Below are 19,507 nucleotides of genomic sequence, written 5' to 3' on the forward strand. Positions count from 1 at the left end.
GATCTATACGTCAAAAGAGGCAGGATCCTCAAGAAATTTCTCTGGATCCCTGCCTCTTTTTCTGTTTTTATGATCCGTTCTGGATTTACTGCTCGCTGCCGTCTTTCTGCACCGGTTCGGATGCTTCCGCTTTTTCCGGGCTTTCTGCATCCGCTGCTGCCTTTCCGGCTTCTGCTTTCAGATACTCTTTGAGCTCTTCCGGGCTGGAGATCTGAATGTTGCGGTTTACTTTTGCATCGTACGTATCGGCTCTCATGATTTCGGAGAGATCGACACCGGTCGCCTCTTTCATCGACTCAAACAGCTTTGCCATCACCACCGGCACATTGCCCGCTACGGAGCCGATGCCGTTGTCCTCGCTTCCGCCGCCGATGATCGTAATCTTGTCGATCTGGCTGAGCGGCTCTGCGATCTTTCCGGCGATCTCCGGCAGAACCTTGATCATCATCTCTGCCATTGCGGCTTTGTTGTAGCGCTGGTAAGCCTCGGCTTTCTTCTCCATACCTTCGGCCTCTGCAAGTGCCTGGGCGCGGATGGATGCGGCTTCCGCCTCACCTTTTGCCTTGATACCGAGTGCTTCCTGCTCCATCGCATAGCGCTGGGCTTCTGCCTGGGCTTTCTTTGCCTCCGCCTCGCGGATTTTTTCGAACTGGTCTGCCTCTGCGTCTTTCTGACGGCGGTACAAATCTGCCTCTGCCTGCTGCTGTTTTGCGTAACGCTCGGCCTCGGCTTTCTTCTTAACTTCTGCCTCGAGGGATTTCTCGGTTACTTCTACTTCTCTGGCACGGAGCTCAACCTCACGCTCCTGACGGGCGATGTTCGCATTCGCGGAAGTGATTTCCAGCTCTTTTCTCTGCTGCTCTTCCTGAATTTTGTACGCTGCATCTGCCTCTGCCTTTTTGATATCGGACTCTTTTTTCAGCTCTGCCGACTTGATTGCCAGATCGTTGTTTTTCTTTGCGATCTCGGTCTCGGCAAGAACGCGCTCATCGTTCGCCTCTTTATTTGCACGCGCCTGGGCAATTTTGATTTCTTTCTCGGAATTGGCACGGGCGATCGCCGCGGATTTCTTGATTTTTACGATATTGTCGATACCGAGGTTTTCAATGACCTGATTGGAATCGACGAAATTCTGTACGTTGAAGCTGATGATGTCAAGTCCCATCGCAGCCAAGTCCGGTTCTGCATTTTCTTTGACCAGCTCCGCAAACTTCTGACGGTCGGAAACCATCTCTTCCAGACGCATCTTTCCAACGATCTCACGCATGTTTCCTTCAAGGACTTCTCTTGCAACCTTGGCAATATATTCGCTGTCGCGGTTCAGGAAGTTCTGGGATGCTTTCTGGAGCTTCTGCGGTTCGTCCCCGACTTTGATGTTGACGGCTGCATCCACCTGAATATTGATGTAGTCAGCGGTCGGCACAGCGTCGCTCGTCTTCACATCGATCGCTACCAGCTTCAGACTCAGCTTGTCCAGCCGCTCAAAGAATGGGAGCTTGATGCCGGCTTTACCGATCAGGATCCGCTGGCCTTTTTGGAAACCGGAAATAATAAATGCGGTATCCGGCGGCGCCTTCACATAACCGCTCGCCAGAATGGCAAGAATGATCACCACAACAGCGATCACGGCAATCATGGTTGCATGTTCGAATACAAATTCCATCTTGTTTCCTCCCTTTTTTCTGCGGATGCTTTTCGCTCCGCGTTCTGCTTTTGTGTCTGTGTTATTTTCACTATAGCATTTTTTGCGGGATAGATACAACTGCATTATTATTACGATTTTGTAAGATTTCTGTTCGGGCAAAAACAATCCGCTGGAGCAGATTCTGATATGCCTTGCAACAAAAAAACGAAGGAGCTTCTTTTTACAGAAACTTCTTCGCCTTTCCTTTTTTTCACTGATCCTGCTCTTATGCTCTTTCGACAATCTTCTCCAGCGCTTTTGTGATCGCTGCTTTCAGCTCCGTCTGATCTGCCGGTGTCTTGACGGCCAGCTGACGGATCAGTGCTGTTACGTGATCGTCTCCAACCTCACCAAGGCTCGTAACGGCCGCGATTTTTACGTCCACATCGTCTACTTCCAGAAGAGAAGTCAGAATATTAACAGAACCATCATTTCTCGAAGCTGCACAGGCTTTTGCAAGCGCTACCTGCGTTGTCTTGTCCGAATCCAGATACTGTTTTCTTAATTTGTCCCATTTTCCTTTTTCCACCATTTTTTTCAGCTTGTCTTCCGATGCCTCTTTTGAACCAAACATTGTAAATCCTTCTTTCTTTTTGCTTTTATTTTTGGTGGATGCAGCAACTGCCGCGGCGAATCAAAAAGGGGCGTAGTGTTTTTGCTGTCGTCCCTGTCATGTCCGTCACATTGTAACCATGCTCTCGTCCATAACAGAGATTATACTCCTTTTCTTCTGGTTTTTGAACAGAAATACTATAAAATTTTTATAAAAATTGTTATTTTTTCACAGATTTTTCTTGTTGTTCTGCTTTTTATTTCAGATATCCCGTATATTCCGCCGTATGCAGCAGTTTATTGGCGTTTTCCACGCGCTCTTTGGTCGGCGGATTGATGCCTTCGAGTTTGTATGGGATTCCTAAGGTTTCCCATTTGAATACGCCGAGGGTGTGGTATGGGAGAACCTCTACGCGCTGTACGTTGTGCAGGCTGTGTAAAAACTCATCGAGGCGAATCAGATATTTGTCGTAGTCGCTGCGTTCCGGGACGAGGACGTGGCGGATCCAGACTGGTTTGCCGATCTCGTCAAGGTAGCGCGCCAGGTCGAGGATGTTCTCGTTGGTGCAGCCGGTCAGCTCTCTGTGCGCCTTGTCGTCAATCAACTTGATATCGAGCAGCAGCAGGTCGGTGTATTTCATCAACTCATTAAATTTGCTGAAATACGGCTCCTCTCTTGTGAACGGATTTCCACTGGTATCCAGCGTTGTGTGAACGCCGTTCTTTTTTGCCTTGCGGAACAGCTCGATCAGGAAGTCGATCTGCAGCAGCGGTTCTCCGCCGCTTACAGTAATGCCGCCCTTTTCGCCCCAGTAATTTTTGTAGCGGAGCGCCTTTTTCAGCACCTCATCTGCGGTCTGCCAGTCGGCATCTTTCATCGTCCAGGTATCCGGGTTGTGGCAGAACTGGCAGCGCATGTTGCAGCCCTTCACGAAAATCACGTAGCGTACGCCAGGTCCGTCGACGGATCCGAAGCTCTCGATCGAATGGATCGCGCCCTTTACCGGGCCATTGTTATTCTGATTCATTTCACTCATATTTTTTCCTCTTCTTTCCAACTTACTATCTTTCTATTTTTCTGTATTTTCCGGTCAAATTTCAGGGTTCTGCTTGATTATACGGAAATCCGCGGTTCTTTTCAAGGCTTTTCCATGTACAAAATCGAACACATGGCAGGATAAAAATTTGGTTTGCTATATTGCATTATGATATAGTCTGTGTTATGATCTACTCAACAAGGAGGTGTTCATATGAATCCACAACTCAAAAAGGGCGTCCTCGAGCTCTGTGTCCTCTCCCAGCTGACAAAAGAGGACAAATACGGCTATGAGCTGACAGACGCCATTTCCCGCGAAATGTCCATCGCCGCAGGAACGCTCTATATGATTTTAAAACGACTCAAGGAAGCCGGTTACGTGGAAACGTATCTGCAGGAATCCGCATCCGGCCCTGCCCGGAAATATTACCATCTGACTGAAGCAGGAACAGCTTATCAGCAGGAGAAAAAACAGGAATGGCTGGATTTCACCCAGCAGATCAACCGACTGATTTCAGATGAAACGATCTGACGATAGAAAGGAAAATCATGATGAATACAACGTATGAAACTTATATGAATGCATTGAAACAGGGCCTTGCATCCTTTGATTCTGCCGCCGCAGAGGAAATTTTAAACGATTTCGAATCCCATTTCGCCGACGCCCGCAGCCAGGGTCTCTCCGATGAGGAAATCTGTGCGGAACTCGGTAATGTCGACGATGTCCTCGAATTTTTCCGTCAGGAATATGCCACAACGGAGCAGCCTGTTGCAAACGTGCTGCCACAGGAGAAAACCCACTCCCATTCTGAAGAAACACATCCGAACTACCCGTACGCCCCTTCCACCGCCATCACCGCTATGGAAATCTCCCTGCGGAATGCTTCTGCCGACTTTGCTCCGGGCACTTCCGCTTCGGTTGAGTTTGACTTTTCCGGCGACTTCGATCCGGACCGCTTCGAGGCAGGCATTGAGGGCAATACGTTCTGTCTGCGAGAGAAAAAGCTCATCCCTTCCGTATTCTGGAAACATCTTTTCTGCAATAATCACCAGAAAGAGGTGTTCTCCTTCCAGGTGCCGTCCACCGTACAGAAGCTGACGCTCCGCTCTTTGAACGGCGCGACCGGGCTTGATACCCTCTCCCTTACTACGCTCGAAATTTCCGCCACAAACGGCAAAATCACCGGTGATTCCCTTTCCGCATCCAGCTGCCGCATACAGGCTGCGAACGGAAAGATCGTCCTGACCCGTCTGCGCACAGACAGCCTCGATGTTTCCGCCACAAACGGCAAACTTGAAATCACCGGCGACTGCTCCCGCGCATCCTTAAACAGTGTCAACGGCAAAGTCCTCTTCGAGGGAACCTGTTCCGAGTACCTGACAGCAAAATCCGTCAACGGTTCCGTGAAACTCCATCTCCCGCACGACCTTGCCGATGCGTCCATTCATGCATCCACGACAACCGGAAAAATCCGCCTCGTCTCCAATGGAAGAACGGAATCCTACACAAAAACATTCACCCGCTCCGGTATTTCTGCATTCATCATTCAGGCAAGTACCGTCAACGGAAATGTCCTGCTCTCTGACTTGCCGGCAGAAAACTGACAAAAAGAATGGACTGGATAAAATGTTTTTCTTTAGTCGACTGATATGTAAGAAGAACACTGACTACAAAATCAGTGTCCTTCTTTCTTCCTTTACATATATTTCATAATAGTCGGCAATAATACATTCATATCTATTGGTTTTGCAACATGATCATTCATGCCACTTGCCAAAGCCATCTTCTTATCTTCTTCAAACGCATTTGCTGTCATTGCAACAATTGGAATCTGCGATTTGTTACCGTCTTTCAGTTCTCGAATTCTCCTGGATGCTTCATATCCGTTCATAATCGGCATCTGAATATCCATCAGAATCAGACTGTAGTAATTTTGCTTTGCTTTGTTAAACATATCAATACATGCAACGCCGTTCTCCGCTCTTTCTATCATGATTCCCTCTTCCGTCAAAAGTTCCGTTGCAATTTCTGCGTTCAAGTCATTATCTTCTACCAGAAGAACCCTTTTTCCTTCCAGTTTTTTGATATTCAACTGACCGTCTGCATGTTTCGGATTCCTTTCTTCCGCATTTGCTATTTTTAATGGAAGCGTGATTGTAAAAGTAGAACCTGCTCCCGGTTTGCTCTGAACTGTGATCTTGCCATTCATTAAATCCACCAGTTTCTTCACGATTCCCATGCCAAGTCCGCTACCTTCTATTCCGCTGTCTGACGAAGATCGTTCCTGTGAAAATGATTCAAAAATATGTTTTTGGAATTCTTCTGACATTCCGATTCCGTTGTCTGCTATGATAAGCTCTAATACACTCCAACCTTCTTTTTCGCCGGGATATTGGTTCAATGTACAGCTTATGTTACCGCCTTCACCCGTGTATTTCACAGCATTACTCAAAATGTTAATCGTAATTTCAGATGATCTTGCATCATCCATATGCAGATATGGATATCGAATGTTCTTATTGACTTTCAGTGTTTGATGTTTTTCTTCTATCGGTTTCCTAAACATATCAATGCATAAATCAAAGTTTTTAGAAACATCTGTTATTGTTTCATCCAGCGTTGCTTGGTTGTTTTCGATTCGTGCTAATTCAAGAATGTTATCAATCAAATGCAGCATTTTCTTTCCGCACAATAATATTTTTTCAAAGTAATCCTCTAATATAGTTGGCTCCTTTAAATGTTTCTCTCCCAATTCTGCATATCCAATGATTGCATTCATAGGGGTACGAATATCATGAGACATATTAAATAGAAATGTTGATTTTGCTTTATTAGCTGAATCAGCCAGTCTTGCAGCTTCCTGCAACAGTTTTTGCTGTTTCTGCTCATTTTCTTTTTGCTTCTTATATACAGAATATCCACAGGTACATAATATTACCAAAATACACGCTGTAATGCATCCCAGTACAATACTTAACTTATTCGTCTTCTCAACCATTCCATACGCTTTCTGCATATCCATTTCTATGCAGAAAGCACCTATCACTTCATTAGATTCATCTTCCGCTGTCACAGGATAACAGGCTGTAAAAATAGGTCCCCATGTTGTATCAACAATATCCTGAGAATATACTGTTTTTCCAGAAAGTGCTTTTTCTATATAAGGAACCATCTCCTTTTCAATCGGATCTCCCGGATGTCTGACGTCACCAGCCGATGGATCCAGTCCGTCTACAACGTAAATCAATCTACCGTCTTCATTTCTGGTTGCTGTGTAAATATATCTCGTAGAATTCAGCGTTCTGATTTCATTCATATATGTCGACATATTCTTGAATAGTTCTGTATTCTCATCAGCTTTACTTTTTATTTCATTAAAATCTTTTCGTCCCAGTCTGTCATTTACCAGCTTATGAACCGCATCTGCACTGGAAATATCTCGTTCAATTTCTGTTTTCAGAGCAGTTTTGGTATATGCTTGTTGTAAAATAAAAGTATATGCAACAACAGCCAAAATCACCATTGCCAGAAGGAATACCAACCGTCCCTCAAAAATTTTCCAATGATTTACCGGATTTTGATCTTTTCTTTTTTGTTTTATATAGTTATGTTTCATCATCGTATTTCACATGCCTTTTATCTAATTTTAATTTAATACAAAAACGTCTCAACTCTTCACGTATTTTACAAACATGGGTTACATTTCCAGACTCATCCCTTTTTTTACAGTAAAAAGCATCCTGTGCCAACTGCCATCACACATACAGTATTCTGTGGAAATGCATTCTTCCGCCTTCAATCTTGCTGAAAGTGTAGAGATATCCAGAAATGGACGGATCAGCGAGCGGTATTCAGATGCAGCCATTGTATCACAAAACTGATACAGTTTCTCCGATGCACATCCTCTGTTTCCTGTCTGCTTATCCCATGCACCTGGAAGGCTCCTGATTGCTGCGGTTGCCTCATAATCATTCATGACAGGCATTTTGCTTTCTCAACTCTTCGCTTATGGTCTGCTTAATTTTTTCATCATCCAACGGCTTTGCAAGATGTGCGTTCATTCCTGCTTCCATACACTTTTCTGCATCTTCCCTGAATGCGTTTGCAGTCATAGCAATGATAGGGATAGTTTTTGCATCTTGCCGATCCAGAGCTCTTATTGTTCTTGTAGCTGTAAGACCATCCATCACCGGCATCATAACATCCATTAAAATAACATCGTATGTTCCCGGTTCGGAAGCTTCAAAATGCTGAACAGCTTCTAACCCATTGTTCACTGTTTCTACTTTAGCTCCATTTTCCGTCAGCATAAATTCTGCTATTTCCACATTCAGCTCATTATCTTCAACCAGCAATACCCGGATATCTGATATATCTGCATCAAAATCTTCTTTTTCTTCTGGCCGTGCATTCGTATCAATTTTAAATGGAAGTATTACAGTAAAACAGCTTCCTTCACCAAGCTTGCTTTCAACTGTTATGGTTCCGCCCATCTTTTCTACAAGTTGTTTCACAATAGGCATTCCCAGACCTGTCCCATTATAATCAGAACGTGGGGAATTATCTGCCTGTACAAATGGAGTAAACAATTCATTTTTTATAAATTCTTCTGACATTCCAATTCCATTATCTCTTATTTTAAATTCACATGTCATATGATCTTCTGATCTTTCAATCGTTCTCATACTCATGTAAATAGAACCATTCACCTTATTGTACTTCATACTGTTTGTAAACAGATTCATCAATACTTTTTTCAGATGAACTGCATTGCTCCAAACATATATACCACTGTAATCATCATGTTCTCCTATAACATGAAGTCCTTTTTCTTCTGCCTGAAAGTATAGCGACTCCGTGATTTCTTTACATACCTGATCCAGATTGATGGATTCATCACCAAAAACCACGGTATCCGATTCTAACTTTGCCATATCCAAAACATCATTTACCAATGATAATAGCAGTTTCGAAGACTCATTTATTTTATTCAGGCAATCTTTTGCCCGCTCACCATCATTTCCGCTTTTTTCAAGAATCGTAAGCATGCCCATAATGCCATTGATCGGTGTCCTGATGTCATGGGACATGTTATTTAAAAAGGAAGTCTTAGCCTTATTGGCACTCTGTGCTTCTACAAGTGCATTTTGTAATTCCTGCCGTTTTTCTTCCAGTTCCTGATTCAGTTTTAATGCCTGTTCAGCAGATTTCTTGAATCTTTCCTCCGCACGTTTTGACTTCTTCCAAGAACGAAGAATGATACACAGAACAACGAAAAAAGAAATTCCAACGATAAGTGAAACTGTCAGTAAATTATCCTGAATAAAATCCCTCACTGTAACTTTTCGTGAGGAAACATTATACGAAACTACTGCACCCGAAAATTGAGCTGTAGGCATAGATGTCAGTGTTTTATTCAGAATGGACAAAAGAACCGGTTCTCCCTGCTGAACAGCAAATGAAACATCAGCTTCTTTTGTCAGGAAAGCGCTATGAAGCTTATTATTTTTCAAATAGTTTGAAACAGTACCTGAATTGCTTACAATACAATCTGCCTCCCCTTTCTGCATTGCTTTTACTGCTGCATCTGATGTCTCATATTCCATAACCTTCCATTGTGGATAATTGTATGAAAGATATGCTTTCAATACAAAATTATCTTTTTCAACAGCAGCTACATTCTCTTTATTCTCATCAAAAGAATCCTTTGCCGTAATTGCTGCCATATTGAGAGTCAACAGCGTATCCGACAAAGCAAATCCATTTGTTTCCGCAAAGTATGGATTCTGGTTTGCATGAAAAATCAGGTCTATTTTTCCATCCTGCAATGCCTGAAGCAGTTCACTTCTTGTATCATACCCCTTTAATTCAAATTCCAGAGTCTGACCTTGCAGACAATTTTCTGCAAGATCCACATAATCTGTAATAACACCTGTCAGTTTACCTGTTGATGGATCTACACTGCTGATACCTCCATCCTGATTCAGATACCCTATCCGGATTGCACCATGCTGCCCGATCCACTCACTTTCTTCTTTTGAAAGAAACGAGCTGCTCTGTGCAGAAAGATAACGCCTGTAGAGATCATCTGTGTAAAATGGGTTGTCATCCTTGATTCTGCGCATAGCACTATCCAGTGCTTCTTTGATATCCGGACGTTCTGGATTTATAACGAAATAGATTTCTGTCTCTCCAATACTTGTAATCGGTGAAATATCCGATTCTTCCCAACGGGATTCTTCTACCGAAACGAAGCAGTCAATTTCATGTTTCGATAGTTTGTCCATAATTTCTGTGGTTGTAGAAACATTGATATGCTTCGTATGCAGACCATATTTTGATTCCCATTCATTAAGCACATCCTCCACTATATTATCTTTAGACACACCAATATTTTTTCCCTCAAAAGAATCCAAATTTCCTGCTGTAAGATCCATATTGGATGCATCCGTATAGATGTAGTATTTCTCTTCCCCCATAGGCATATCGGAAAAAAGCATATTTTCAGCACGTTCGTCTGTATAGGAAATGCCACCAAGAATATCAATCTCTCCATTTTCCAACTGTGTAAAGCAGTTTTTCCAATCACTTGTTATGTATTTATATGTCCATCCTGCATAACCTGCAATATCTTGAAGATACTCATAACCATAGCCGCTTCTTTCTCCCTTTTCATTGACTACATTATAAGTTTCCTCAAAAGATCCTACCCGGATAACATGATCAGAATTTTCTTGGGCAGATGTGGAAACAGGAAAAACAACCAAACATATCATTATGCAAAATATAAAATAACAAAATTTGAAATTTCTTATATTCTGTACTAATTTGCACTTCTTCATCTTTCTCCCACCCTCCAGGCTACAGTCGCTTGCTTGCTTGCAGATTTTAATTTTACATTCATTAATGTTCAATACCTCCACAACATTTTTATAAATATCTTTGCGACAGCTTCTGCTGTACTTTTACTATAATTATACTCTACAGCCAACTTGTGTCAATTTACTAACAAAGTAATTATATTCTTTTACTCTTTATTTATATAATTCAATTGTATGTTCACAAATCGTTTTTTTCACTTTTTCAATATCCAAAGGTTTAGCTAAATGTGCGTTCATTCCTGCATCTAAACATCTTTGTACATCTTCTGCAAAAGCATTGGCGGTCATTGCAATAATCGAAATTATTCCTGCATCTGGTCGATTTAATGCCCGAATTGCTTTAGTCGCTGTCAATCCATCCATTACCGGCATCATAATATCCATAAGTATTGCATCAAATGTACCCACCGGATTATTATTAAATAATTCGACAGCCTATCCCGAAAAAGCATTTGGAAAACCGAAAGCACTAAGGGCCTTCCTTTGCATGGATGTGTCTTTATCCACAAATGAAATCCTGGACAATTACGTATGCAGGTGGCCAATTGAGGTGTTTTTCCGCCAATGTAAGGATAAACTGGCGCTGGACAGCTATCAAATCCGTTCTGCACAGGGAATCCGAAGATACTGGTTGATTATGTCATTTGCACACTATATGTGTGTTGTTAGAACTGGCAAAGTCTGTCCTTTTGAAACAGGGTATCGCAAGATCAGTGACATAATCCAGATGGAAAAATATCTCACCCTCTATCAATATGCGAGGGAATGCATTGGTTTTGACTCCTTTGTAAAGGTCGTGGCGTAGTTTTGTGCATTTTTTCAAATTTGCTCATTTATAGCTATATATATCATTTCAACAATACTGTCTGCATCAATGTCAGATGTAATAATTTTTTCATTAAAAACTGATGAAAAATCCTTTTCTCTCCACCATCTACGCATATCTTCTTCACCAAATTCCTGTTTTTTATCTCGTGTATTATGCCGCCTGACCGTCTCTTCAAATGGTATATCAAAATAGTACGCATATATATCCATTCCATACAATTCATTTGCCGTTTTGAACAAAGGACTATACCACTCATCATACATGATGCCCTCTAAAATAACCACATCACAATGCTCATACCCATATTTCATAAGTTCTATCATAAGTGGTAATGCCTTAGTATCAACGCCATCTTTAACCCACAAGATATTTCTCCTAATCTCATCTTGTGAAATCACCATTGTATTGTATCCAAATTTCTTTTGTAACGCTCTAGCTACTGTTGTTTTTCCACTTCCAGAGTTACCTCTTAATATAATTATCTTTTTCATAATTTCTCTCTATTCTTTTTAGTGCATGTTCAACAAAAGGCCTTGACTTTTCTGAACAGTTAATAAGCTACATATATCTACAAAATAGAGTTTTCTGGATATGAAGTGACTTCATGGAGTCCATTTCTGATGATTTTAGGTACAAGAAATAAAACGTCTTTGTTTCTTCTTATGAAGGCCTTCCTGTTTCCCAAATCCACCTACAGTAACTAACCTCTCATGTCTACCAGGATCACCATCCTCTGACGGGTCCTAAATTCCTTCGTTCTGCTTATCCATAGTTGGGTGCTGCTCATGCTCCTTTAGCAGGGTCGTTGCCCTATAGAAAATGTCAATGCAGCTACTGGCTCTACTTTGTCTTATATATTTTGCATTCCTGTTTCACAGCACCATTGATGGCGGACGCTTTCCTGTTTACAGTACTTTTTGCTCAGACAGCTATTATGTCGCTTTTTCGGTGGATATCTGACATCATTTTAAATCTGTCATACTCCACACCTTTCGTTAATACCGCATAAAACACTCGGATCAACTTACAGCTGACGGCAACCATTGCCTGCCTTCGTTTCAGCGGATTCTTTACACGGGTTACATAGTAATCATAGATTCCACGGAACTCCTTGTTTCTTGCAAGCAGCGGTACCATTACCTGATACAGGATCTTTCGGAGTTTCCTTCTCCCGCGTTTGCTGATCCTCGTCCTTCCTTTATGCTTTCCTGAACTGTTTTCTAACAGTTCCAGTCCTGCATACTTCTGGATCTGTTTCGGTGAATCAAAGCGTCTGATATCACCTACCTCAGCTATGAATCCTGCTATTGTGATGCTCCCTACTCCTTTAATGGCGAGTAACTTCTCCACATGTGGTACTTTTAGGATCATTTCCTCAAGTACTTTATTGACGGCTTCTAACTGCGAAGTCCATAAACGATGCTCTTCAAGCAGCATATATAATTCACTTTTTGTTCCAATCCCTCCGTCAAGTCCAACACTGTTGTGCGCAGCTTCAACCAGGGTCTTTGCCCTATCTTCAGTAACTCCTCTGCCACGCATCTTTTTATCATGCCAGATCTTTCGGATCCCATTTACTCCAAGCGCGATCACATCTTTTGGCAATGGTGCTTTTTCAAGCACTGCCAGGCCGCTTATTGCATCAAATCGTGTGTATAATCCCAGATATTCCGGGAAATGTATTGCAAGCCATCTCTGGATCCTGTTTGCAGATATGTTGTGCTGCTTCATGATCCTATCACGGCTGTATACCAGGTCTCTTATTTCGGCATAAATTCCTTCTGGCATGTATGGGATTGAATATCTCCCATCCACAACCAGTTTTGCGATTGTTTTTGGATCTTTTGAATCTGTTTTCTTTGGACTGTTATCATCAAGTTCCTTGATCTTCTCCTATAGATAATTCAAAATGTCAGATAGGTTATTAACTTCAATATCGGCTTTTTCACTCTCTTCCATTACAGTCCACAAACTTCCAAATCCCTGTTTTATCCATATCGTTTTCATTCCTAACTGTTTTGCTGGTACAATATCATTATCAATGCGGTCACCAATCATTACAGCATTTTCCGGCTTACAGCCACTTCTTTCCAAAGCAATTTCAAATATACGTCTGTCCGGTTTTGAAACACCTTCTTCTGCTGATGCAATGACTAAATCAATATATTTTCGCACTCCGAGATTTTCTAATCTTTCAGAAGTTCCTAATGGTTGGTTTGCGATTATACCAATTTCATAATTTCTGTTTAACCTTTTCAGGCAATCTTCAGAATCTGTATACAGCTTTTCATATTGTGATTCCCATTTAGGTAGTTCTATCCCCAATTGTTTTGCTATCTCTAAATCACCTTTTTTATTTCTCCTGTATAATGATATCGCATGTTCATAAATTTGTTGCGAAGTTAGACTAGATAATTCAGCAATTTTTTTCATCCTATCTTCATAAACTCTACTTTCATCAACCAGCGTCGAACCAACATCAAAAAATAACCATTTTATTTCATCCTTCTTAGGCAAAAATCCTCTTTGTCTCGCTTCTTCTAGCAGTCTTGGTTGAATTTCCGGATATGTCCAATTAAGCGGTAGTTCATTCATAATTGCTATTTTCTCTATCTCACTATGTAAATCTTTTTCAAACGTATGTATCTCCGCGAAAAATAACTTTCCAAAGGTTTCTTTCCCATCAAAGTTGTCTGGCGCCGTCACAGAATAAATACATATCGGATTTATCTCAAAATTAATGGCTCCTGTTTCCTCATACAATTCTCTCTTTGCTGTTTCAAGAATATCCTCACCTTGTTCTCTATGTCCTCCCGGCACTTCCCATGTACTTCTTTCTCTATGCTTACAGAATACCCATTTTCCATTATGTTTTGCAATAATAACTGCAAACTTTAGCATTGAATCATCAATGCTATCATAAAAATTCACTTTCGTCATATAATGCTCCTTATTAAATTTCTTCTATTTATCATTTATTGTTCCCACAAATAGAGCCAAACCAGAGCCATTTGATAAAACAAATGCCGGAAGCCCGCATAAATACAGGCTTTCGGCATTTTAATCTGTTATTCAAACTCGCTCCTGTTAGATGTTTTCTAAACAGATTTGCTTATGAGATTTCGCTCAGAGTATTGGTATTCTTTTCATTATTCAGATAGTAGAGGCTATCTGATTTTTTGTTGCCATTGTGTTGCCACATTATTGGTGTTAATCTACTATCCCTAATTCTTTTAGGAAGATCGGAGTACCACTCATCTACTTGTCTCATTTCGTACTTCCTTTTTAACGATATGTACTACAATTCGTGTACAATATCCTGATCCAACACTTGCTTCCGTTCTTTCCAATCTGGCATATAATTTGAAAGAAACATATAAAACTGCTTGCTGTGATTTGGATATAAAAAGTGGGTCAACTCATGCAAAACCACATAGTCAATATATGGTATACCAGCTTTAATTAAGTAGAAATTTAGCGTTATTATTCCACGATTTACGCTGCAACTGCCCCACAAAGTTTTCATTTTACGGACTGAAACCTTTGGCATAGGAATACCGTATTTTTCAATAATAGGGTACCAATGTTCTGTTCGTTCCTGAAGGAGCGCCTTCGCCTGTTTTCTCCACCAATTTTCAAACTGTCTCTGAATTTTTGACTGGTCATTCGCATCCTGGCAACAGATATGAATGATCTTTCCTTCTGAATATACTTTTTCTTTTTCACATTCAGTAACAACGAAAAGCATATCTTCACCAAGAAACTTAATTGAAAATCCATCTCTGATTTCATCAGTCGCTGCATATCCAACAGTTTTCCGAAAAGCATCTAGTTTTGATTCAATCCAGGTACCCTTATCCACTAAAAACTCTTCAGCCCACGTGGTCGGAACTGTTTTCGGCATAGACAATACAATTTCCTGAGATGGGTAAACCTTTAAACGACAAGTCTTCATAGATTTTCGATCCAACTTGACACTGACTATCTTTTTAGATGATGGTAATGTAATACTAACCGTTTCCATGCTTAATAGCCCTTCTTAGCCACCATCATAATTTCATCAATGATGATATCAATAGTGTCTAAGCTCCATTCCAGCTTATGGTCTTCCATATAATCAAAGAGAAGATCATCAAGTGCCTTTTTAATGTCTCTGTGTACAATGACATTTTCTCGCCAGTCACGTTTTGTATGTTTTACAATAACGGCTTTGATATCCAATGCCAATTGTCCTAATTCCTCCGAAATTTCTACATCTGTTGCTCCAGTTGATTTTTTAATACCAGCACAAACCGCACCATAGAAAGACTTTGCATCGCTGTCATCCATGATATTTTCAGGATATTTGACAGAATTTCGACCTGCCCGGTAATCTTCTGCCATCTTTTCCATTGAAGACAGATATTTTTCACTATCGCGCTCTTCCATATAGTCAGCAATTGTCTTTTTGATGCGCTCCATGAAGGTCATATAACGAATCGGATCCACATACCGCTGACTTTCCAAGACCTCAACCTGTCGGGTCTGGATTGCTTCAGCCTTGGCCTCGTTAGAACCCAGTCGTGCCAATTGTTCCTCCATTTTCTCCTTGTTGGTAATATCCAGAGGTTCAATCAAAATCTTGGCATCTTCCGCATTCACATAGGCATTCAGAAGCTGACGAATGCCATCTTCATACCGTGAGAAGTCTACACGATCATTAAAGCGCAGAGCTACACTATCTTTTAATTTCTTGAAGAACAAATAGTCCTTGCGATAGGCCTCTGCCTGTTCAAATCCAACGGCTTTAAACAGTTCATAGCTGGAGTACATGAAGTCCACCATTTTTGCAAATGCAGACAGTTTTTCGTAAAAGTCCTTACGCACATCATACTCTCTCAGGCGTTCCTGCCAGACATTGGCGCTGGATTCATCAGGAGCAATTCCCTTAAAAATTTTCCAGAGCTGCTGATGGACCTGAGCGAGTTTGTCCTTTTCTTCCGCAACAGCAGAGATAGCCGCATGGATTTCAGACTTGTTGAACAGGTTCATACCGGACTGCTCATCGCTATACAGATCCAGAGCAGAATTCAGCTTTTTGAAAATTCCTATATAGTCCACGACCAGACCGAAATCCTTATCCGTGTACACTCTGTTCACACGGGCTATTGCCTGTAAAAGGGTATGATCCTTCAGTTTTTTATCCACATACAGGACTGCTGCAATAGGGGCATCAAAGCCGGTGAGCAGCTTATCTTTCACTATCAAAAGGTCAATATCTCCTTCCGGATCAATAAACTGTCCTGTTACGGAGTCTTCATATGCATCGTAGTTATTTTTGAAAAGCGGATCAATCTCTTTGTGAAAGAACTCTCCAATAATTTTTTCAGTCTGAGGCGTATTACTCTCGTCATCGCCTTCTCTGCTGGTATTAGGTGTAATCACAACCGCCGGGGTAATGCCGCCAAGATCCCGCAGCTTGTAAAAAAGCTGCACTGCTTCAGCACGGGAAGAACAGGTCAACATCGCTTTAAATCCTTTAGGTTTCACAAAACCAATAAAGTGCTCATGCAAGTCAAAAGCGATCATATTCAGACGAGCTTCTGTCTGAGCCAGTGCCACAAAACGGCTGTATTTGACTTCTAAATCCTTTTTAGCCTCTTCATTCAGCCCTACGGTAATGTACTTTAAGTGTGTATTGATTTGTTCACTAGTGACCGTCTGAGGAATCACACGGCCTTCATAGACAATGGGGACCGTTACCTTGTCATCGATGGCATCCTGCAGGGTATATTTATCAATCAGGGGGCCGAACTTGGCGTAGGTATCTTTGGCTGACATAACATCTCGCTTATCGTCCTTGGGCTTCTTCTGCATCAGAGGGGTGCCTGTAAAGGCAATCTTGACTGCATTGGGTAGTACCCTGTTCATGTAGATGTTCAGCTTACCGTACTGAGTTCGGTGGCCTTCGTCGATGAAAACAAAGATATTTTCACTGTCGTTGCAGTATTCCTGCTTTACGGCAGCCTCAAATTTGTTGACCAGAGCTGTGATAACGGTATTTCCGTCTTCCTTCAGCAACTCGATCAGACCCTTGCCGGTCTTGGCACGGTGAGGGCTCATCTGTGTATGAATAAAGTTATCCCGGATCTGTTTATCCAGATTAATGCGGTCAGTTACCATCACAAAGCGGGGCCGCTTGATGCTGCTGCCAAGCTTCATGCTCTCCCGCAGAATCATCTTGGTCAGCATAATCATAGTGATGGTTTTGCCGCTGCCTTGGGTATGCCAAACAACACCATTTCGAGTATCAGCACCATCCTGAAGCAGAATTCGCTTCATGCACTTTTTAACCGCAAAATACTGCTTGTAGCGGCAGATCTTCTTCACATTGTTATCGTAGATGATAAAATTGCGGATTAGATCCAGCAGCCGATCCGGGTGCAGCAAGGAAACCAGAGCACGATCCTGCTCCTTGATCTGACCATCCGGAGAACACTTGCGACACCAGTTATTCAGCCACTCCTTATCATCCTCATGCCAGGATACAAAGTACTTTGCAGGAGTACCGCAAGTACCATACAGAACCTTGTCCGGATTCATGGCCAGCACCAATTGAGTGTAACGGAAGAGGTGTGGGATGTATTCTTCGCCCCAGTTGCGGATATTTTGGTTGACACCTTCCATCACATCCACACTGGATTTCTTACATTCAATGACCACAAGGGGGATACCGTTAACCAGTACCACAATATCTGGGCGGGCAAATTTTCCGTTGGGGCGCTCCACTTCAAACTCATCAGTCACCTGGAATGTGTTATTTTCCGGGTGTTCAAAGTCGATAAAACTCAGATCAAAGGACTGACGGGTTCCGTCAGGCAGATCCTCTTCCATGCTCTTGCCGGCACAGAGCAGCTCATAGATTGCCTTGTTTTCAGCATACAGTCCGGCAACACTAAACTGATCCACAGTTTGCATGGCCTTGGCAATGGAGCCTCCAGAAAAGTATCGTTCTTCTGTGCCAAACTGATACATCTGGTGGCTCAGAAAAGACTGCAGTTCTTCCGTAAACAGCACAGCCCGGCGAGAGCCACGTTTTTTCTCCGCTTCACTACGGGGGACAATCGTATATCCCAGTTTTTCAATGACTTTCAGAGCACGATCCTGGGATTCCGGTCGTTCATTAAAAATTGTATGGTTTGGCATAGGTTTTCCTTCTTTCATGAGACTTGTGCTGCTTAACAGAAATATCTGCTATTTATGTAGGTACGCGGACACTGCCTGTGAGCAACAACTTTGCCAAGCTCTTTTTCTTTTTCTTCGTTTCTTCTAACTCTCGCTGATGAAGAGTGATGAGGTAATCGATGGTTATGAAATAATCACCAATTCTTTTTTGCTCCTCTAATTGAGGAACGAATAAGTCAACATCACTAAAAGTTGTTTTGTTTACAATTGGTACAGCTTGTTGAGCTGATAATGCTTTAATTACTGGAGAGAAATTTTCAAATGCTGTAAACACAAAATTATTATCATAATTTGAACTTGGTACGACAGCATTTATTTGTTGATTTGATATTGCAAAGTCTTTTATTTGAGCCACTTTTCCGATGGTAGAACCAATGCTAACAAACAATGTACTACCTGGATTAAGTTTTCTGCCAAAATTAAATCCTTTTTCTGTTAACGTGGTAATCGTATTCTCTACATATCTGTTTCCTTGTATATCAGCAGGACTAACGAACAAGTATGAACCATCATAATTGTCTTTATCTTTTGTAGGTGGAGTACTACCAGTTATTACTTCACCTAATTCAGAAACCTTACGCTGTTCCCAAGCGTCAGAAAATTCTGGAAAGCGAATGACCGGTTCGCTGTGTCCTTTCGCAGGGAACATAGCTTGGAGAAAACCACTTTTCAACCGTTGCAGTTCTGCAATAAGCTGCTGCTTTAACTCGATTACCCTGTCGCAACATGAAAGAATTTCTGCAATCTTTTTCTGCTCATCAACGGGAGGAAAAACAAGTGCCGCAGAGAAAAACTCAGGAGTAGATACATTTAGCAGGCCGTGGTTTCTTGCGCCTTCCTGGGCAATCTTGTATATCTCCCGATTAAACATTCCGGCTTCAAAATACTGTCTGTAGAAATCAGTATTTGTGCCCTCATTAGCTGAGAAGCAGATATATAACGGAGAAACAATGCCTTTATCATACTTCTCCAGTTGCTTGATTGCACCATACGCGTAATCCGCAGAATAGCTCTTGTTATATGCGAAATTACCTTTTTGAAGAAGAAAATACCCAGTCTTATCTTCACTGGCGTAGGGCGTATTATAATAATCAAGCTGGCTGATTAGTCCTTGCTGTGCAGAAATGGTCAGAACATTTTGATTGTTTTCAGTATTTTTCTGTGTCAATCGATGGAAACATTCGTTGAAATGAACGACTTTCCACTCTTTAGGAATCACATAGCCGTGTTCCAGTTTATATCCTTCTGGTACCTGCCCAGCGGCAATACCAGAGTATATCTGTTTGGTCATGTACTTGAC

Annotated in this window: 14 protein-coding genes and 1 pseudogene; 2 read left to right on the forward strand and 13 right to left on the reverse strand. The window is 41.8% G+C overall.

The features are described from left to right. Window positions 1-85: 85 nt before the first annotated feature. The 3 genes from I2G42_RS02270 to pflA all read right to left on the reverse strand — a co-directional run bounded on the left by I2G42_RS02270 (window position 86) and on the right by pflA (window position 3,273). Complete coding sequence (locus tag I2G42_RS02270) at window positions 86-1,663, reverse strand: flotillin family protein (RefSeq protein ID WP_226906392.1); 1,578 nt, start codon at window positions 1,661-1,663, stop codon at window positions 86-88. Between the two features lie 247 nt (window positions 1,664-1,910). Beyond that, window positions 1,911-2,258: a HEAT repeat domain-containing protein gene (locus I2G42_RS02275; RefSeq protein ID WP_022463162.1), complete on the reverse strand. Its 348-nt coding sequence runs from the start codon at window positions 2,256-2,258 to the stop codon at window positions 1,911-1,913. 235 nt (window positions 2,259-2,493) lie between these two features. Continuing rightward, on the reverse strand, window positions 2,494-3,273 hold the full coding sequence (gene pflA, locus I2G42_RS02280) for a pyruvate formate-lyase-activating protein (protein WP_330415499.1): 780 nt from the start codon (window positions 3,271-3,273) through the stop codon (window positions 2,494-2,496). Between the two features lie 213 nt (window positions 3,274-3,486). On the opposite strand from pflA, the gene I2G42_RS02285 reads away from it, so the two are divergent. Continuing rightward, window positions 3,487-3,804: a PadR family transcriptional regulator gene (locus I2G42_RS02285; RefSeq protein ID WP_022463160.1), complete on the forward strand. Its 318-nt coding sequence runs from the start codon at window positions 3,487-3,489 to the stop codon at window positions 3,802-3,804. A 17-nt stretch (window positions 3,805-3,821) separates the two neighbouring features. Further along, on the forward strand, window positions 3,822-4,877 hold the full coding sequence (locus I2G42_RS02290; protein ID WP_195530673.1) for a DUF4097 family beta strand repeat-containing protein: 1,056 nt from the start codon (window positions 3,822-3,824) through the stop codon (window positions 4,875-4,877). 92 nt (window positions 4,878-4,969) lie between these two features. Here I2G42_RS02290 and I2G42_RS02295 read toward each other — a convergent pair whose 3' ends face one another. The 10 genes and pseudogenes from I2G42_RS02295 to I2G42_RS02340 all read right to left on the reverse strand — a co-directional run bounded on the left by I2G42_RS02295 (window position 4,970) and on the right by I2G42_RS02340 (window position 19,498). Further along, complete coding sequence (locus tag I2G42_RS02295; protein ID WP_195530674.1) at window positions 4,970-6,892, reverse strand: hybrid sensor histidine kinase/response regulator; 1,923 nt, start codon at window positions 6,890-6,892, stop codon at window positions 4,970-4,972. 78 nt (window positions 6,893-6,970) lie between these two features. After that, on the reverse strand, window positions 6,971-7,249 hold the full coding sequence (locus I2G42_RS02300) for a hypothetical protein (RefSeq protein ID WP_195530675.1): 279 nt from the start codon (window positions 7,247-7,249) through the stop codon (window positions 6,971-6,973). Next, window positions 7,242-10,115 carry a response regulator gene (locus tag I2G42_RS02305; protein ID WP_195530676.1) on the reverse strand — a complete coding sequence of 958 codons (2,874 nt, stop codon included), beginning with the start codon at window positions 10,113-10,115 and terminating at the stop codon, window positions 7,242-7,244. Before I2G42_RS02305 ends, I2G42_RS02300 begins: the two co-directional genes overlap by 8 nt. Window positions 10,116-10,307: 192 nt before the next feature. Next, window positions 10,308-10,589 (reverse strand): annotated as a pseudogene (locus I2G42_RS02310) (response regulator); the annotation flags it as partial. A 384-nt stretch (window positions 10,590-10,973) separates the two neighbouring features. Next, entirely contained in the window at window positions 10,974-11,474 is a 501-nt protein-coding gene (locus I2G42_RS02315) for a kinase (protein ID WP_118742237.1), read from the reverse strand. 430 nt (window positions 11,475-11,904) lie between these two features. Then, window positions 11,905-12,870, reverse strand: a complete 966-nt coding sequence (locus tag I2G42_RS02320; protein ID WP_330611268.1) for an IS110 family RNA-guided transposase — start codon at window positions 12,868-12,870, stop codon at window positions 11,905-11,907. Window positions 12,871-12,876: 6 nt separating this feature from the next. Beyond that, on the reverse strand, window positions 12,877-13,923 hold the full coding sequence (locus tag I2G42_RS02325) for an HAD-IA family hydrolase (protein ID WP_195530678.1): 1,047 nt from the start codon (window positions 13,921-13,923) through the stop codon (window positions 12,877-12,879). Between the two features lie 358 nt (window positions 13,924-14,281). Continuing rightward, entirely contained in the window at window positions 14,282-15,007 is a 726-nt protein-coding gene (locus I2G42_RS02330) for a M48 family metallopeptidase (protein WP_195530679.1), read from the reverse strand. 2 nt (window positions 15,008-15,009) lie between these two features. Next, window positions 15,010-18,186, reverse strand: coding sequence for a type I restriction endonuclease subunit R (locus I2G42_RS02335; protein WP_243277117.1), 3,177 nt, complete (start codon window positions 18,184-18,186; stop codon window positions 15,010-15,012). Window positions 18,187-18,220: 34 nt separating this feature from the next. Beyond that, complete coding sequence (locus I2G42_RS02340; protein ID WP_195530680.1) at window positions 18,221-19,498, reverse strand: restriction endonuclease subunit S; 1,278 nt, start codon at window positions 19,496-19,498, stop codon at window positions 18,221-18,223. Window positions 19,499-19,507 lie beyond the last annotated feature (9 nt).

This window comes from Fusicatenibacter saccharivorans (assembly GCF_015557635.1).
Taxonomy (GTDB): domain Bacteria; phylum Bacillota; class Clostridia; order Lachnospirales; family Lachnospiraceae; genus Fusicatenibacter; species Fusicatenibacter saccharivorans.

What these genes read in the sequence shown, in the direction of transcription:
- I2G42_RS02270 (WP_226906392.1), bottom strand. Translation starts at nt 1,663, where the DNA reads ATGGAATTTGTATTCGAACATGCAACCATGATTGCCGTGATCGCTGTT.
- I2G42_RS02275 (WP_022463162.1), bottom strand. Translation starts at nt 2,258, where the DNA reads ATGTTTGGTTCAAAAGAGGCATCGGAAGACAAGCTGAAAAAAATGGTG.
- pflA (WP_330415499.1), bottom strand. Translation starts at nt 3,273, where the DNA reads ATGAGTGAAATGAATCAGAATAACAATGGCCCGGTAAAGGGCGCGATC.
- I2G42_RS02285 (WP_022463160.1), top strand. Translation starts at nt 3,487, where the DNA reads ATGAATCCACAACTCAAAAAGGGCGTCCTCGAGCTCTGTGTCCTCTCC.
- I2G42_RS02290 (WP_195530673.1), top strand. Translation starts at nt 3,822, where the DNA reads ATGATGAATACAACGTATGAAACTTATATGAATGCATTGAAACAGGGC.
- I2G42_RS02295 (WP_195530674.1), bottom strand. Translation starts at nt 6,892, where the DNA reads ATGATGAAACATAACTATATAAAACAAAAAAGAAAAGATCAAAATCCG.
- I2G42_RS02300 (WP_195530675.1), bottom strand. Translation starts at nt 7,249, where the DNA reads ATGAATGATTATGAGGCAACCGCAGCAATCAGGAGCCTTCCAGGTGCA.
- I2G42_RS02305 (WP_195530676.1), bottom strand. Translation starts at nt 10,115, where the DNA reads ATGAAGAAGTGCAAATTAGTACAGAATATAAGAAATTTCAAATTTTGT.
- I2G42_RS02315 (WP_118742237.1), bottom strand. Translation starts at nt 11,474, where the DNA reads ATGAAAAAGATAATTATATTAAGAGGTAACTCTGGAAGTGGAAAAACA.
- I2G42_RS02325 (WP_195530678.1), bottom strand. Translation starts at nt 13,923, where the DNA reads ATGACGAAAGTGAATTTTTATGATAGCATTGATGATTCAATGCTAAAG.
- I2G42_RS02330 (WP_195530679.1), bottom strand. Translation starts at nt 15,007, where the DNA reads ATGGAAACGGTTAGTATTACATTACCATCATCTAAAAAGATAGTCAGT.
- I2G42_RS02335 (WP_243277117.1), bottom strand. Translation starts at nt 18,186, where the DNA reads ATGAAAGAAGGAAAACCTATGCCAAACCATACAATTTTTAATGAACGA.
- I2G42_RS02340 (WP_195530680.1), bottom strand. Translation starts at nt 19,498, where the DNA reads ATGACCAAACAGATATACTCTGGTATTGCCGCTGGGCAGGTACCAGAA.